Source organism: Brevundimonas sp. AVps7, assembly GCF_058681545.1.
Genome location: NZ_CM178742.1, coordinates 1524485 through 1539346, shown reverse-complemented (window position 1 = coordinate 1539346; position 14862 = coordinate 1524485). Strand labels below are relative to the sequence as shown.

The window sequence follows — 14862 nt, the reverse complement described above, 5'->3', positions numbered from 1 at the left end:
GAACAGGGGTTCTCTCAAATGACCGCCTTCGTGAAGTCCGCCGTCGTCGCCGCCGCTCTGGCCGCCGCCGCCACCCTCGTTCCAGCCGCCGCATCGGCCCAGTCCTACGGCTATGGCAACGGCTACAATCAGAACCAAGGCTACAGCCAGTCCTACGGCTACAACGACCGCTATCAGGACCGTTGCCAGACGCTCGGCCAGGGCCGGACCGGGGCAGGCGCACTGATCGGCGCAGGCGTCGGCGCCGTCGCCGGTTCGCAGATCGCCGCCCGCGGCAACCGCACCGAGGGTTCGATCATCGGCGGCGTGCTCGGAGCCATCGTCGGCGCCCAGGTCGGCCGCTCATCCAACGACAACTGCCGTTCGAACAGCACCTATTCGCAGGCCCCGACCTACTACAGCTCGAACGACCGCTACGACGACCGGGCCTTTTCCTCGAACCGCTACGACGACCGTGGCTACCGCAACGACCGCCAGGATTATCGCCGCGACGACCGTCGGAACGACCGCCGCTACGAGAACGGCTACGAGGTCTCGGCCGACGGCCACTACTATTTCGATCCGCGCCGCGGCTGGCTGCCGCGCTGATCAAAGGGTTCGCGGCGTCGATATTTTTCAGCCCCCCTGTCGATCGACGTCGTGACGGGCCGCCGGTGGAGAAATCCACCGGCGGTTTCTTTTTGGTGGGGTCGCTAACGCACGCGACGCGGTCGCTCAGTGCTTGAGCGACGGGTCAGGGTCGCTCTCGCTCGGCTGGCGGAGCCAGCGCTGCTTGAGCGACGGGCTAGCTGGCCCGACGCGCCCAGAGCAGGAATTCGATGTTGCCGTCGCCGCCGGTGATCGGGCTTTCGGCGGTGGCCTTGACGGTCCAGCCCGCGGTCGTCAGCCAGTCGGAGACGCGGCGAACGGCATCGAGGTGGGCCTGCGGGTCCTTCACCACACCCTTCTTGCCGGCGTCCTTGGGGCCCTCCCCCTCGAACTGCGGTTTGACCAGGGCGATCAGGTCGGCGTCCTCGCCCGCGAGACCCAGCGCCACCGGAAGCACCTTGGCCAGGCCGATAAAGCTGGCGTCGCAGACGATCAGACCGGGCGCCTCCGGGATCAGGGCCTCGTCCAGCGTCCGGGCGTCGGTCTTCTCCAGGTTCACGACGCGGGGATCGCCCGAGACCTTCGGATGCATCTGCCCCTGACCGACATCGACCGCGAAGACCTTCGCCGCCCCGCGCGCCAGACAGACCTCGGTGAATCCGCCGGTCGAGGCGCCGACGTCCAGCACCACGCGCCCTTCGACCGACACCGGCCACAGGGTCAGGGCGTGATCCAGCTTCAGCGCCGCACGACCGACCCAGCCATGCGCTTCAACGACCGTGACGACCGCATCTTCGCCCACCCCTTGCGAGGCGGCACGGGCGGGCTGGCCGTCGACGGTCACGCCGCCGGCCTCGATCGCGGCCTTGGCCCGCGACCGGCTTTCGACCAGACCGCGCTGAACCATCAGATGGTCCAGCCGCATCCGGGGACCGAAATCAGCCAATGTCGGCCAACCGGGCCAGAGCGGCTTCCAGACGAGCCTTGCCGGCCTCGGCCTCGGCCAGCTTGGCGCGCTGCTCGTCGATCACGGCGGGGGCGGCGCGTTCGACGAAATTGGGGTTGCCCAGCTTCTTCATCACATGGCCGACGTCGCTCTCGAAGGCGGCGATTTCCTTGGTCAGGCGGGCGCGTTCGGCGCTCAGGTCGATGACGCCGGCCAGCGACAGGGCGACCGAGGCCTGACCGGCGACGAGGATGATTGCGCCCTCAGGCGCGGCCTCGACCCGGGTGATGTCGCTCAGTCTAGCCAGCGTCTGGATCAGATCGCGATGACGATCGAAGCGCGACCAGATGTCGGGCACCGGGTTGATGACGGCGAACGGCAGTTTGGCGCCCGGCGGGACGTTCAGCTCCGACCGGCTGGACCGGATGTCGGTGACCAGGGTGATCAGCCAGTTGATCTCCTCGTCTGCCGCGTTGTCGATGAAGGCGTCCGGCAGCACCGGCCAGGCGGCCCCGATCAGGGTCGCCTCGTCCCGGGGCGCGCCTTCCTTGCCGAGCTCCGCCCACAGCTCCTCGGTGATGAAGGGCATGACCGGGTGGAGCAGCTTCAGCGTCTGGTCCAGGGTCCAGGCTGTCATCGCCCGCGTCTCGGCCTTGGCGGCCTCATCGGCGCCGTTGAACACCGGCTTGGCCAGCTCCAGATACCAGTCGCAGAAGACGTTCCAGACGAAGCGGTAGAGCGCCGAGGCCGCGTCGTCGAAACGCCCGCCCTCGATCGCTTCCGACACGGCGCGTTCGGTCTTGGTCAGTTCGCCGCGAACCCAGCGGTTGATCGTCTGTTCGACGGTCGCCGGGTCGAAGCCGTCGACGCGGCGCGCCTCATTCATCTCGGAAAAGCGGGCGGCGTTCCACAGCTTGGTGCCGAAGTTGCGATAGCCCTCGATCCGCTGCCTCGACAGCTTGATGTCGCGCGTGCCCGACAGGATGGCCATGGTGAAGCGCAGGGGATCGGCGCCCAGTTCGTCGATGATCACCAGGGGGTCGATCACGTTCCCCTTGGACTTGCTCATCTTCTGGCCCTTCTCGTCGCGGACGAGGCCATTGATGATGACCCGCTTGAACGGGACCTCGTCCATGAAGTGGAGCCCCATCATCATCATCCGGGCGACCCAGAAGAAGATGATGTCCGCCGCCGTGACGAGGTCCGAGGTCGGATAGAACCGTTCCAGATCCTCGGTCTTCTCAGGCCATCCCATCGTCGAGAACGGCCACAGGGCCGAGGAGAACCAGGTGTCGAGGACGTCCTCGTCCTGTGTCAGCGCCTTGCCGCCCGCCTGGGCGACGGCTTCCGCCTCGGTCTCGGCGACATAGATCTTCCCGTCGGCGTCATACCAGGCCGGGATCCGGTGGCCCCACCAGAGCTGGCGCGAGATGCACCAGGGCTCGATGTTGCGCAGCCACTCAAAATAGATCTTCTCATAGGACTTCGGCTCGAACACCGTGTCGCCCTGCTCGACCGCCTTCAGCGCCGGCTGAGCTAGGGTGTGGGCGTCGACGTACCACTGGTCCGTCAGCCACGGCTCGATGACCACACCGGAGCGGTCGCCGTGCGGCACGACGTGGCGGGTCTTCTCGATCTCGCGCAGCCAGCCGGCCTCTTCCGCCAGGGCCACGATGGCCTTGCGGGCCGCGAACCGGTCCATGCCGTCGTATTCGGCCGGGATGTCGGGCGTGTCGGCCGTGGTGATCCGCGCGAAGGCGTCCAGCACGTTCAAGGCCTCAAGCCCCGCCCGCTTGCCGACGCCGAAATCGTTGAAGTCATGCGCCGGGGTGATCTTGACGGCGCCCGAGCCCTTGGTCGGATCCGCATAGTCGTCCGCGACGATCGGAATGCGACGGCCGGTGATCGGCAGGGTCACAAACTTGCCGACCAGACCCTGATAGCGTTCGTCGTCGGGATGCACGGCCACGCCCGTGTCGCCCAGCATGGTCTCCGGCCGGGTCGTGGCGACGACGATGAAGTCGCGCGTCTCCCACTCCGTCGCCTTGCCCTCTTCATCGAAAGCGATCGGATGCTCGTAGGTGACGCCGTCGGCCAGCGGATAGGCGAAATGCCAGTAGGCGCCCTCGACCTCGCGCTGCTCGACCTCCAGGTCCGAGATGGCCGTCTGGAACTGCGGGTCCCAGTTCACCAGACGCTTGTCGCGATAGATCAGCCCGTCCTGATGCAGCTTGACGAAGACCTTCCTGACGGCGATCTGGAGCTCCGGATCGAGCGTGAACCGCTCGCGGGACCAGTCGCAGGACGCCCCCAGACGCCGCAGCTGGTTCTGGATCGAGCCGGCGCTGGTGGCCTTCCATTCCCAGATCTTTTCGACGAAGGCGTCGCGACCCATCTCGCGACGTCCGACATTCCCTGCCGCCGCCAGCTGACGCTCGACCACCATCTGGGTGGCGATGCCGGCGTGGTCCGTACCGGGCAGCCACAGCACCGCCTTGCCGGTCATCCTGTGATAGCGGGCAAGGATGTCCTGCAGGGTGTTGTTCAGCGCGTGGCCGATGTGCAGCGAGCCCGTCACGTTCGGCGGCGGGATGACGATCGAATAGGCCTCGGCGGCGCCGTCCGTCTTCGGCGCGAAGGCGCCGGAGGCCTCCCACGCGGCATAGAGGCGGGGTTCGGCGGCGGTGGGATCGAAAGTCTTGTCGAGCATTGGGAGGTCCGGAAATGCGAAGGGGCGGCCCGTGAGAGCCGCCCCTGTTGGTCATAGTCGCCGGTGGCGAGCGGGGCTAGCCCGCGCTGCGGGAGATACGTTCGACTTCCTTCTTTACCGCCGCCTCGACGATGCCGGGCAGGTTGGCGTCGAGCCAGTCCTTCAGCATCGGACGGAGCAGGCTGCGGGCCAGGTCGTCGATGGTCGGGCCGACGCCGCCGGTCGGGACCGGCTCGGGCTGACGGAAGGCGGCCGACAGGCCGGCGAATGCACTGGCGGACGCCGCCGCCGCGCTTTCACCGACAAGCGAATCGTAGGGCACCGAGGATGCGCTGGGCTCGGGTTCGCGCGCCACGGGACGCTCCGGTTCAGCGAAGGACGTCGGGAAGGGTTCAGGTTCCGGCTCGTCGGCCGGGGCGGTGACGTCCAGATCGCCGATCGTCTGGGCGGCTGGAGCCTCGTAGCGGTCGGTCAGGTCGAGAATCTCTTCTTCCTCGTGCGCAGGCTCGGGCTCTTGCATCGACGGGGTCGCGTCCATCAGAGCGGGCGACGCCTCCTCGACGGGCTCAGGCTCCGGAGCAGGAGCCGGCGCCGCATCGGCCGCCGGCGCGTCGTCCTCGGAGATGATCCGGCGGATGGACGCCAGGATCTCTTCCATCGTCGGTTCTTGGGCGGTGGTGTCGGTCATGATCGGGCCTTCGAAGAACCTGCGCCGGCCGCCTTGGGCCCACGCGTGACGAACAAAGTGGATCGGAGCCGACGCTCAGCCCTGCCCCAATTCATTTCGTCGCATCAACGCCCGTGGGAATCAACGGGCGTTTTTCGCCTGACTGGTTAATCCGCAGGCGTCAGTTCGAGTTCGGCGCGGTCCGAACGATCTCACCGTCAAGCTGGGTGTCGATCGGGGCATTCTCGGACTCGTTCGCAGGCGTGATCGGCGGTGCGGCGATGCGATCGAGCGTCTCGACCAGACCGTCCCACGGCACGGCGCCGCGCAGGCGGACACGCTGGGCATTCACGGCCGGATCGTAGATTTCGATGCCGGGGTTCAGGTCCTCGCCGCTCAGCCGACCCATGGACGTCAGCAGCGACGCCTGGGCGACGTAGAGATTGCGCTTGGCCACGGCCAGGTTGATTTCGGCGTTGCGCAGCTCCAGCTCGCCGTTCAGCACGTCCAGCGTGGTGCGCAGGCCGACCTGCTGCTCCTGACGGACGCCTTCAGCAGCCACGCGGGCGGCGCTGACACCGGCCACGCCCGCTTCCAGTTGCGAACGGTTCGAGACGACCTGGGCATAGGCGCTCGAGACGCCCTGAAGGACAGATCGCTTCTGGCGGTCGATCTCGATCTTGGCCGCATTGGCCTGTTCCAGGGCCTGGGCGACGCGCGAGCTGTTCAGCCCGCCGGTGAACAGCGGCACCGACAGGCTGACGCCGGCCTGGAATGTATTGGTGCGATCCGACAGATCCAGGCCGCTGATCGGCGTCGAGCCGCCATAAGAGCTGGAAAGACCCACGGACGGCAGATAGGCCGAACGCGCCTGGGCATGACGCGCCTCGGCTTCCTGCAGCTGGTATTCGGCGGCCAACAGGTTGGGATTCTCGGCCAGACCGATGTCCAGGGCTGCGTCGAAGTCAGTCGGGACGCCCGGCAAGGCGGGCGGCGCCTCGAGATTGGTCGGGGCCTGACCGACGACGGCGGCATAGGAGGCGCGCGAGACGGACAGCTGGGCCTGGGCGCCGGCAAGGTCGGCCTCCGACTGCGCCAGGCGGGCTTCCGACTGGGACACGTCGGTGCGCGTAATCTCGCCGACCTCAAAGCGGGCGTTCGATTCGTCGAGCTGGCGGCGCAGGACCGACAGATTGGCCTCGCGGATGCGCAGGATTTCGACGTCCCGCTGGACGTCGACATAGGCCTGGATCACAGCGGCCAGGACCTGCTGCTCGATGCTGCGCAGGGATTCGCGTCCACTCAGGACCGAAGCCTCGGCGGCGTCGATGCCACGGGCGATCCGGCCGCCCGAGTAGAGCGTCTGGTCCACGCCGATGCTGGCGCCGATCGAATCAGTCTCGCTCGTGTTCCGCGACGCGGGGATGTCGTCCACGCCGTCGCCGTTGAGATCGATCCCGGCGACCGGCTGGTCACGGTGGGTGTAGCTGGCCGAGCCGCTGACCGAGAGGGTCGGGCGAAGACCGGCGCGCGCTTGTGGCACAGCCTCGTCCAGAGCGCGCTGCTGGGCGCGCTGGCCCTGAAGCGTCGGATTGGTGCGGTAGGCCAGGGCGATGGCTTCCTGCAGGGTTTCGGCCCAGGCGGGGGCAGCCAGACCGGCCGTAACGGCGATCAGGGCGACGGAAGCGAGCGCGCGCGAGCGTTTGAACATGACAGTATCCCGATGGGCGTCGCGAACGGCGCCGGTACCTCTTCACAGGCCTAGTGCGTGAGGGCCTACAGCTACGCCAGTTAAGTTTTTTTCACGCTACCGCCACCGCACTCCGTAGAAATCGCGTCAATCAGAGGGCGAATGCAGGCGCCGGTGTCATTTCCGCCAGCACCGGCGGGGCGGCGTCGAACAGTTCGCGGCGGGACACACCTTCGCGACCCTTCACATAAAGAACCGCCCGGCCGTTCGGTCCTGAACGCTCGACGACCGCCAGACGGCCGCCGACGCGCAGCGCCGCCAGCCAGGCCGTCGGACGAACCGCCACCGCGCCTTCGGAGATGATGATGTCCCAGTCTGCGCCCGTGGGCTGAGACAGGGGGGCGGCAACCGTGGCGACCCTGGCGTCGGCGAGGGCCGGACCGACGACGTCGAGCACCGCGGCATCGGCTTCCTGAGCGGTGACGGAAACTTTCATCTCGGCCAGAACGGCGGCGGCATAGGGTCCGGCGATGGCCAGAGCGGTCTCACCTTCACGGGCGTCCAGCGCCTGGATCAGTTTGGAGACCTCGCGCACCTGCATCAGCCGGCGACCGGCCGCGATCTCGACCTCAACCTCGCCATAGGCGGCGAAAGCCTGGCCCGGCGTGCAGTAACGCTCGCGCGGCACAGCCATCAGGGCGGCCTGGAGCGTGCGGTCGGTGACGTCGTTCACCCGGACCTGGGAGTCCACCATGACCTTGCGAGCGGCGGCGTAATCCATGTGACGCGGAATCCCTGAAGCGAAAGCGATCCGGCGAGGCCGGAAATCTGGCGCGCTTATAGGTCCGTGCGTCGCAGGCGACAATCGCGTTGCAGCCACAGAGGCGATCTGATAGCGAACGCCCCTCGCGATCTGAGGGCCTTTCAAAAAGCCCTATGGCCTGATGGCGGAGTGGTGACGCAGAGGACTGCAAATCCTTGCACCCGGGTTCGATTCCCGGTCAGGCCTCCATCGCGATCTCATTGAGATCGATGATGATTTTCAGATTGGCGCGGTCATCCAGCCGATCGCGCCGGCGCCGCCGACAGCCGCCGCGACCACGCCGATCGCCACCGCGATCCGCACATTGCGGCTCATGAACCCCAGAATACCAGCCATGTCGTCCTCCCCCGGACCTCCATAGCGGCACGGAAATCGACGTTCATCAAGGTGTATGAAGCGTTAACGCGCTGAAATCACGCCACTGTCAGCGAATCGACACGGTCGTGACCTGATAGAGAGCGAGGGCGCTGGTCACCGCCACATTGAGGGAGTCGAATCCGCCTGCCATCGGGATGCCGACGGTCCTGACCCGCGCCATGATGTCCGATGGCAAGCCCGGTCCCTCCGAACCGACAAGGATCGCCTTGCGCCCCCCGCCCGTCAGCCCGGCCAGCGGCTCCGTCGCGCCCGGAGACAGGGCTATGACCTCGAACCGCGCCGCCTGCAGGGCCATGACCAGGTGTTCCAGCGACGCGGCGCTGGCGCCCGGCGTCCGCAACACAGCCCCGACCGAAACCCGGATCGCCTTGCGATAGAAGGGGTCGCAACAGCGCTCGTCCATCAGCACCGCCAAGGCTCCGAACGCCGCCGCGTTGCGGAACAGGCCGCCCATGTTGTCGTGGTTGCCGATTCCCGCGCAGGCCAGAACGACGCAATCCTCCGGCATGTCCGCCAGAACATCCTCGACCGTCCGCTCGACCGGTTTCTCGCCCAGCGCCAGCAGGCCGCGATGAAGCGGAAAGCCGGCGATCGCATCGATGACGACTTGTGACGCGGCGTAGACCGGCGTCTCGCCCGCCGCCGCGATCAGTTCGCCCTGCGCCTCAAGACGATTCGCGGCGATCAGCAGCGACCGCGCCCTGCACAGGGACGCGGGCGACAAGAGGGTGCGGATGACCACCTCCCCCTCCGCCACGAACAGCCCTTCGCGCCCCGTCAGGTCGCGTTCGCGGATGTCGCGATAGGCCGCCACGCGGGGATCGGCGGAGTCGTCGATGAACTGAACGCTGTTGGCTGACATTTCCCGTTGCACAATCAAGAAGGCCGCTGCTATAGGCCCGCCTCCCGAGCCCCTGTTCCGCGGTAGCTCAGTGGTAGAGCAGCCGACTGTTAATCGGCTGGTCGTAGGTTCGAATCCTACCCGCGGAGCCACTCGGCGCTTTAGCCCGATTTCGATACGGCGCTACCGCCTTTCTGGCGGACACACAGGCATGACAGACCAACCAGCGCCGTCCCGGCAGCAACCGAGGCTCCGCTCATGATTCCGCGCTCCGCGACGATCGGCATCGATTTCGGCACCACCAATACGGTCGTGGCCCTGACCAGTGGCGACGGCGACGCGGTCGTGATTCGATTCGAGGCGCCCGGGGGCGATCTGGCGACCTTCCGTTCGACCCTGAGCTTCCAGCTTCATCCCGGTGAGGATGGCCGCACGCCCGAACGCGTCGTGGAGGCCGGACCCTGGGCCATCGAAGCCTATGTCGAGGATCCGCTCGACACCCGCTTCATCCAGTCCTTCAAGACCTTCGCCGCCAGCGCCGCCTTCACCGAGACGGTGATCGACAACCGGCGCTACGGCTTCGAGGACCTGCTGTCCGCCTTCCTGCTGCGGGTGCGCCACCATGCCGGCGGCGACATGGACGACCTGCCGCCGCGCGTCATCGTCGGCCGTCCCGTGACCTTCGCGGGCGGCTCGCCCAACGCGGACCTCGCCCTCGAGCGTTACCAGACCGCATTTGAGCGGCTCGGCTTCACCGACATCCGCTATGCCTATGAGCCCGTCGGCGCGGCCTTCTTCTTCGCCCGCGGCCTGACCCAGCCGGCGACCGTCCTCGTCGCCGACTTCGGCGGCGGCACCAGCGATTTCTCCATCGTCCGTTTCGAACCGTCCTCCAACGGACTGCGTTCGACGCCTCTGGCCCGATCCGGCGTCGGCGTGGCCGGGGACGCCTTTGACTACCGGATCATCGACCAGCTGGTGTCGCCGGCCCTCGGCAAGGGTGGTTCCTACCGGAGCGTGGGCAAGGTCCTGCCCATCCCCCAGCGCTACTACGCCGCCTTCGCCCGCTGGGATCAGCTGGCCCTGCTGCGGGCGTCGCGCGACATGAAGGACATCCGCAGCCTCGCCCGCACCGCGGTGGAGCCCGAGAAGGTTGAACGGCTGATCGAGGTGCTCGATGACAACCACGGCTACGCCCTCTACCAGGCTATCTCGCGCCTCAAGATGGACCTGTCGCGCGACGCGACCGCGACCTTCCACTTCGAGGCCGGATCGATTCGTCTGGAGGGGTCGGTCGCCCGGTCGGAGTTCGAAGCCTGGATCGCGCCGGAGCTGGCCGCCATCAAGGGCGCGGTCGATCAGGCGATCAGCCAGGCCGGACTGAACCCTGACCAGATCGACCGCGTCTTCCTCACCGGCGGCACCTCCTTCGTCCCGGCGGTGCGCGACATCTTCCACCGTCGATTCGACCCCGCGAAGATCGAGACCGGCGGCGAGTTCGAATCGATCGCTTCCGGTCTGGCCCTGATGGGGCGGGAAACGGACCTCGATCTCTGGACCGAGCGTCGCTGACGAGACTTCCCCGGGATCGCCCGATAGGGTCGGCGCGCCCATGACCGAACAGATTTCGCCCGCCCTCGCCCGTCGCATGGCCCTGGCCGCCCAGGGTTTCGGCAAGCCTCATCCGGCGACTGCCGGGACGCGCCGGTTCCGCGACATCGCGCGCAGGCTAGGCGTGATCCAGATCGACAGCGTCAACGTCGTCAGCCGCACCCACTACCTGCCCGCCTTCTCGCGGCTCGGCGCCTATCCGCGCGACCTGCTGGAAACGGAGGCCTGGGGCAAAAGGCCCACTTTCTTCGAATACTGGGGCCACGAGGCCTCGCTGATGCCTCTGGAGACCCAGCCGCTGATGCGATGGCGGATGGAGCGGGCGCGCGACGGCCACGGCATCTGGACCGGTCTCAATCGCTTCGGGCGCGAGCGTCGCGACTATATCGACGGTGTCCTGGCCGAGATCGAACGGCGCGGTCCCGTCACAGGCGCCGATTTCGCCACAGGTCCTCGCAGCAAGCCTGGCTGGTGGGAATGGTCGGACGGCAAGCGGGCGCTGGAGTGGCTGTTCTGGGCCGGGCTGATCACGACGAAGACCCGGCGCGGCTTCGAGCGGGTCTATGATCTGACCGAGCGCGTCATTCCGTCCCCGATTCAGAATCTGCCCACGCCGTCCGAGACCGACGCCCGACGCGCCCTGATCCGCATCGCCGCGGAGGCCATGGGCGTGGCCGCGGCCGCCGACCTGCGTGACTACTTCCGCCTGCCCGTGGAAGGCTTCAGGGACTGTGTCGCGGAACTGGTCGAGGAGGGTCTCCTGACGCCGGTCTCGGTCCCCGGCTGGCGCAACACGGCCTATGTCGCGCCCGACGCCCGCCGCCCGCGCAGAGTTCAGGGCGCCGCCCTCCTCTCCCCGTTCGACAACTTGATCTGGTTCCGCGACCGCACCGAGCGGCTGTTCGACGTCCGCATAAGGCTGGAGATCTACACACCGGCTCACAAGCGGGCGCACGGCTACTATGTCCTGCCCTTCCTCGAAGACGAGGCGATAACGGCCCGGGTCGATCTCAAGGCTGATCGTCAGGCGGGAGCCCTTCTGGTCCAGGCCGCCTGGCGCGAGCCGCTGGCAACGCCGGAGACCGCGTCGCGGCTGGCCACCGAACTGGTCAGAATGGCGGGCTGGCTGGGTCTGGAGCGGGTCGAGGTCAAGGAACGCGGCGACCTCGCGACCGACCTGTCCGACGCCCTGCCGGACTGACGCCCAAGAAAAAGCCCGACGCGGGCGCCGGGCTGAAGAAGTTCGGTGGTGGTGGGTGTCCTCGAAAAGAACACCAATACGGTTGAGCTGAATTGGTTAACGGATCGTTGCCGGCCTGTCGGGGAACCAGGTGGCCTGACGACCGCCTCCGGGGCTCGACCAGGCGATGCTCCAGCCCGCCCCGGCGCGTTGCAGCGTCTCGGGCGTCGTCGTCCCGCCCGGAGCCGGCGCGTAGGCCCTTCCGTCGATGGCGACAGGCGTGGAGCCGTCGCCCGGCCCCGCCAGCCGCCAGCGCCCTGCCTCGTCCGCCGTCACCGTTCGCTGGACGCTGCCCTCGAGAACGACGGCGCCGCGCGGCGCCGCCCGGCCGGAGACGAAGGCCGCACGTCCGTCGGTGTCAACGGCATCGAGACCGGACCCGGGATCCAGCCGCTGCGTCGGCGCGCCGATGGCCAGAAGCGCGATGGGGGCCGAGGGGTCCGCCCCGATCAGCAGGCGATAGGGCGCCGGGAACCCGGCCTGACCCACTCGGGCTTCCACCAGGAACAGGGTATCGTAGGCCGGGCGCGGCACCCGCAGTTCGAACCGCCCCTCCGCATCCGCGCCGACTGCATAGGCAAGGTCTCCCGCACCGCTGACCACGACCCGCCCCAGCGGCGCAGCCTGCCCGCGCACGATCAGCTCGCGCCCGCTGGACGCTACCGCGTCGATCTCGGGCGGCATGACCCATCCCGATTCCTGCGCCGTCTCGGCGGCAGGCTGGGCCTGTTCGCCGCAGGCCGAGATCGTCAGCGCGGCGAGCACGGCCAGGGTCGCTGATAGCGTCGATGCGATCGGTCGTTTCATCCTGTCCGTCGGGTCTGTAGGACTGTTCGCCCAGATAGACCGGTGCGACCGGCCTGTCTCCAATCTTGCGTCTCGTCTCGAGGGTTCATGTCGGCGTCCATCCCCACCATCGCTCCGTTCGACGGCCAGTCGGTCTGCCTTTTCTGCGGCTCTTCCGACGCGGCCGATCCCGTCTACACCCGCGCCGCGGCCGAGTTCGGCGCCGCGACCGCACGCGAGGGCTGGCGGCTGGTTTATGGCGGCGGCGGCGTGGGCCTGATGGGCGCCTCGGCCCGCGCGGCGCACGACGCGGGCGGCCGGGTCGTGGGCATCATGCCGGCCTTCCTGCGCAGCCGCGAACGCCTGTTCGACGAGGTCGAGACCATCGTCGTCACCTCGATGCACGAGCGCAAACAGCTGATGTACGATCAGTCCGACGCCTTCGTGGTCGCCCCCGGCGGTATCGGCACCCTCGAGGAGGTTGTCGAACTGCTGTCGTGGAAGCGGCTGGACCTGCATGGCAAGCCGGTGATTTTCCTCAACATCGGCGGCTTCTGGGAGACCTTCTTCGCCCTGATGCGCCAGAGCGTGGAGACCGGCTTCACCCCCCCGTCCTTCCTTCAGGCCTGGACGGTCTGCGACACGGTCGAGGAGGCGATCGCGGCCATGCGACACGCTGACGCTTCTCCGGCCTTGAAACATGATCGGCGATAAGTAATCATCGGTCAGTCAGCGCCGAAGTCCGTTCTTTTTGAAAACGCGGATTGACAGTTGTTAATAACAACGCACTATGCCGGTGTTGACGCTGGACCGTGTCGGTCCGTTCTTGCACCGGAGTCTCCCCATGCGCGCCGTCCTCCCCCTGCTCGCCCTTTGCGCCGCCTTCGCTGCGGCTCCCGCCGTCGCTCAGTCGACCGCCCCGACGCGCGTCGTCCTGGCCGACGCTTCGCGCGCCCCGGCTCGCGCCACCATCATCGACGGCGCCAACTGGCGCTGCGAAGGCCAGACCTGCACCGCCTCGGGCGGCGCCAACCAGCCCGCCCCGCGCGCCTGCCGCCGCGTCGCCGCCCGCTTCGGCCAGGTCACCGAGTTCTCGTGGCGCGGCACGGCCCTGACGGCTGAAGAATTGGCCGTCTGCAACGCCTAGAATGCAAAAGGGGCGGTCCACCGGACCGCCCCTTTCTTGGTCGCCTCAGGCCACCTCGCCCTTCAGGCGTTTCTCGATCCGTTCGCGCCCGATCAGCGGCACGATCGTCGCCATGTCCGGCCCGTGCGGCTGGCCCGTCAGGATGTGGCGCAACGGCATGAACAGGGCCTTGCCCTTGGCGCCGGTGCTTTCCTTCACCGCATTGGTCCAGGCCGACCAGGCGCCCGCGTCGATCGTCTCCGGCAGGACGGCCAGTGCGGCTGCCGCAAAGGCCGGATCCTCGATCACCGGCGTGACCGGGCCCCGCACCATCCGAGCCAGATCGACCACGTCGGCGAACTTCGTCAGGTTGGCCCGCACCGCATCCCAGAACGTCTCGCCGAGATCGCAGTCCAGCGCCTCCAGCCGCGCCCTGGCCGTCGCATAGGACATGGCGTGCAGGGCCTGGGCGTTCAGACGATCCAGATCCTCGGTGTCATAGCGCGCCGGCGACCGGCCCATCTTGTCGAAACTGAAGCCCAGGCCCAGGGCATGGATGTCGGCGGCGACCTCCAGCGGGTCGGACGTCCCGATCCGGCCCAGATGGCTGGTAATGGCGATCGGCTCATAGCCCTGGTCCCGCATCTCGGCGACCGACAGCGAGCCCAGACGCTTGGACAGGGCCGCGCCATCCGCGCCGACCAGCAACGGCATGTGGGCGAAGTTCGGCACGGTCGTGCCCAGACCTGCGGCGATCAGGGCCTCGAAGATTTCGATCTGGGCGCCAGTGTTGGTCGTGTGATCCTCGCCCCGGATGACGTGGGTGATGCCCATGTCGATGTCATCGACGACCGACGGCAGGGTATAGAGATAGAGGCCGTCCTCGCGGATCAGCACCGGGTCCGACATGGAGGCCGTGTCCACCTCGGCATGGCCGCGTGACAGGTCCTCCCAGGCGACCCGTCGGCCATCCAGTTTGAAGCGCCAGTGCGGCTTGCGACCCTCGGCCTTGAACGCGGCCTTTTCCTCGTCCGTCAGCGCCAGCGCGGCGCGGTCATAGATCGGCGGCAGGCCGCGCGACAGCTGCACCTTGCGGCGGCGATCCAGCTCCTCGGACGTATCGTAGGCCGGATACAGCCGTCCGGCCGCCTTGAGTCGTTCGGCGGCGTCATCATAGCGGTCGAACCGCTTCGACTGGTTGTACCGCTCGTCCCACAGCAGGCCGAGCCAGGTCAGGTCGTCCTCGATCCCCTGTTCGAACTCCGGCGTCGAACGGGCCAGGTCGGTGTCGTCGATGCGCAGGACGAACGAGCCCCCCTGACCTTTGGCGAACATCCAGTTGACCAGGGCGGTGCGGACGTTGCCGACATGCAGCTTGCCGGTGGGCGACGGGGCGAAACGGACCTTGACGGACATGGGATAGACAGACCTTGAAAGCGAGGCGCGTAGGTCGGTC

Annotated in this window: 13 protein-coding genes and 2 tRNA genes; 7 read left to right on the top strand and 8 right to left on the bottom strand. The window is 67.7% G+C overall.

Features of this window, described 5'->3' with window-relative positions; genetic code table 11:
- Window positions 1-18 precede the first annotated feature (18 nt).
- Window positions 19-588, top strand: coding sequence for a glycine zipper 2TM domain-containing protein (locus tag ACW17Y_RS07570; RefSeq protein WP_492038131.1), 570 nt, complete (start codon window positions 19-21; stop codon window positions 586-588).
- A 196-nt stretch (window positions 589-784) separates the two neighbouring features.
- On the opposite strand, the gene ACW17Y_RS07565 is transcribed toward ACW17Y_RS07570, so the two are convergent.
- The 5 genes from ACW17Y_RS07565 to ACW17Y_RS07545 all read right to left on the bottom strand — a co-directional run bounded on the left by ACW17Y_RS07565 (window position 785) and on the right by ACW17Y_RS07545 (window position 7382).
- Window positions 785-1513, bottom strand: coding sequence for a TlyA family RNA methyltransferase (locus ACW17Y_RS07565; protein WP_492038255.1), 729 nt, complete (start codon window positions 1511-1513; stop codon window positions 785-787).
- A gap of 13 nt (window positions 1514-1526) precedes the next feature.
- Window positions 1527-4244, bottom strand: a complete 2718-nt coding sequence (locus ACW17Y_RS07560) for a valine--tRNA ligase (protein ID WP_492038130.1) — start codon at window positions 4242-4244, stop codon at window positions 1527-1529.
- A gap of 76 nt (window positions 4245-4320) precedes the next feature.
- Window positions 4321-4932, bottom strand: coding sequence for a DUF2497 domain-containing protein (locus ACW17Y_RS07555; RefSeq protein WP_492038129.1), 612 nt, complete (start codon window positions 4930-4932; stop codon window positions 4321-4323).
- A 160-nt stretch (window positions 4933-5092) separates the two neighbouring features.
- On the bottom strand, window positions 5093-6622 hold the full coding sequence (locus ACW17Y_RS07550; protein ID WP_492038128.1) for a TolC family outer membrane protein: 1530 nt from the start codon (window positions 6620-6622) through the stop codon (window positions 5093-5095).
- Between the two features lie 130 nt (window positions 6623-6752).
- Window positions 6753-7382, bottom strand: coding sequence for a protein-L-isoaspartate O-methyltransferase family protein (locus ACW17Y_RS07545; protein ID WP_492038127.1), 630 nt, complete (start codon window positions 7380-7382; stop codon window positions 6753-6755).
- Between the two features lie 157 nt (window positions 7383-7539).
- Here ACW17Y_RS07545 and ACW17Y_RS07540 point away from each other — a divergent pair.
- A tRNA-Cys gene (locus ACW17Y_RS07540) sits at window positions 7540-7613 on the top strand.
- 235 nt (window positions 7614-7848) lie between these two features.
- Here ACW17Y_RS07540 and ACW17Y_RS07535 read toward each other — a convergent pair.
- On the bottom strand, window positions 7849-8664 hold the full coding sequence (locus ACW17Y_RS07535) for a TrmH family RNA methyltransferase (protein WP_492038126.1): 816 nt from the start codon (window positions 8662-8664) through the stop codon (window positions 7849-7851).
- A gap of 56 nt (window positions 8665-8720) precedes the next feature.
- Between ACW17Y_RS07535 and ACW17Y_RS07530 the strand changes: the two genes are divergently transcribed.
- From ACW17Y_RS07530 to ACW17Y_RS07520, 3 genes are all read left to right on the top strand, one after another.
- Window positions 8721-8795 (top strand) — tRNA-Asn (locus tag ACW17Y_RS07530).
- A 106-nt stretch (window positions 8796-8901) separates the two neighbouring features.
- Window positions 8902-10215: an Hsp70 family protein gene (locus ACW17Y_RS07525; protein ID WP_492038125.1), complete on the top strand. Its 1314-nt coding sequence runs from the start codon at window positions 8902-8904 to the stop codon at window positions 10213-10215.
- A 40-nt stretch (window positions 10216-10255) separates the two neighbouring features.
- Window positions 10256-11455 (top strand): winged helix-turn-helix domain-containing protein, encoded by a 1200-nt coding sequence (locus ACW17Y_RS07520; protein WP_492038124.1) that lies wholly within the window; start codon window positions 10256-10258, stop codon window positions 11453-11455.
- A gap of 96 nt (window positions 11456-11551) precedes the next feature.
- Here the strand turns inward: ACW17Y_RS07520 and ACW17Y_RS07515 are convergent, their stop codons facing one another.
- Window positions 11552-12301, bottom strand: coding sequence for a hypothetical protein (locus ACW17Y_RS07515; RefSeq protein WP_492038123.1), 750 nt, complete (start codon window positions 12299-12301; stop codon window positions 11552-11554).
- An 87-nt stretch (window positions 12302-12388) separates the two neighbouring features.
- On the opposite strand from ACW17Y_RS07515, the gene ACW17Y_RS07510 reads away from it, so the two are divergent.
- Entirely contained in the window at window positions 12389-12994 is a 606-nt protein-coding gene (locus ACW17Y_RS07510) for an LOG family protein (RefSeq protein WP_492038122.1), read from the top strand.
- A gap of 130 nt (window positions 12995-13124) precedes the next feature.
- Complete coding sequence (locus ACW17Y_RS07505) at window positions 13125-13427, top strand: DUF8200 family protein (protein WP_492038121.1); 303 nt, start codon at window positions 13125-13127, stop codon at window positions 13425-13427.
- A 45-nt stretch (window positions 13428-13472) separates the two neighbouring features.
- Here the strand turns inward: ACW17Y_RS07505 and gltX are convergent, their stop codons facing one another.
- Complete coding sequence (gene gltX / locus ACW17Y_RS07500) at window positions 13473-14822, bottom strand: glutamate--tRNA ligase (RefSeq protein ID WP_492038120.1); 1350 nt, start codon at window positions 14820-14822, stop codon at window positions 13473-13475.
- Between the last annotated feature and the right edge of the window lie 40 nt (window positions 14823-14862).

What these genes read in the sequence shown, in the direction of transcription:
- ACW17Y_RS07570 (WP_492038131.1), top strand. Translation starts at nt 19, where the DNA reads ATGACCGCCTTCGTGAAGTCCGCCGTCGTCGCCGCCGCTCTGGCCGCC.
- ACW17Y_RS07565 (WP_492038255.1), bottom strand. Translation starts at nt 1,513, where the DNA reads ATGCGGCTGGACCATCTGATGGTTCAGCGCGGTCTGGTCGAAAGCCGG.
- ACW17Y_RS07560 (WP_492038130.1), bottom strand. Translation starts at nt 4,244, where the DNA reads ATGCTCGACAAGACTTTCGATCCCACCGCCGCCGAACCCCGCCTCTAT.
- ACW17Y_RS07555 (WP_492038129.1), bottom strand. Translation starts at nt 4,932, where the DNA reads ATGACCGACACCACCGCCCAAGAACCGACGATGGAAGAGATCCTGGCG.
- ACW17Y_RS07550 (WP_492038128.1), bottom strand. Translation starts at nt 6,622, where the DNA reads ATGTTCAAACGCTCGCGCGCGCTCGCTTCCGTCGCCCTGATCGCCGTT.
- ACW17Y_RS07545 (WP_492038127.1), bottom strand. Translation starts at nt 7,382, where the DNA reads ATGGATTACGCCGCCGCTCGCAAGGTCATGGTGGACTCCCAGGTCCGG.
- ACW17Y_RS07535 (WP_492038126.1), bottom strand. Translation starts at nt 8,664, where the DNA reads ATGTCAGCCAACAGCGTTCAGTTCATCGACGACTCCGCCGATCCCCGC.
- ACW17Y_RS07525 (WP_492038125.1), top strand. Translation starts at nt 8,902, where the DNA reads ATGATTCCGCGCTCCGCGACGATCGGCATCGATTTCGGCACCACCAAT.
- ACW17Y_RS07520 (WP_492038124.1), top strand. Translation starts at nt 10,256, where the DNA reads ATGACCGAACAGATTTCGCCCGCCCTCGCCCGTCGCATGGCCCTGGCC.
- ACW17Y_RS07515 (WP_492038123.1), bottom strand. Translation starts at nt 12,301, where the DNA reads ATGAAACGACCGATCGCATCGACGCTATCAGCGACCCTGGCCGTGCTC.
- ACW17Y_RS07510 (WP_492038122.1), top strand. Translation starts at nt 12,389, where the DNA reads ATGTCGGCGTCCATCCCCACCATCGCTCCGTTCGACGGCCAGTCGGTC.
- ACW17Y_RS07505 (WP_492038121.1), top strand. Translation starts at nt 13,125, where the DNA reads ATGCGCGCCGTCCTCCCCCTGCTCGCCCTTTGCGCCGCCTTCGCTGCG.
- gltX (WP_492038120.1), bottom strand. Translation starts at nt 14,822, where the DNA reads ATGTCCGTCAAGGTCCGTTTCGCCCCGTCGCCCACCGGCAAGCTGCAT.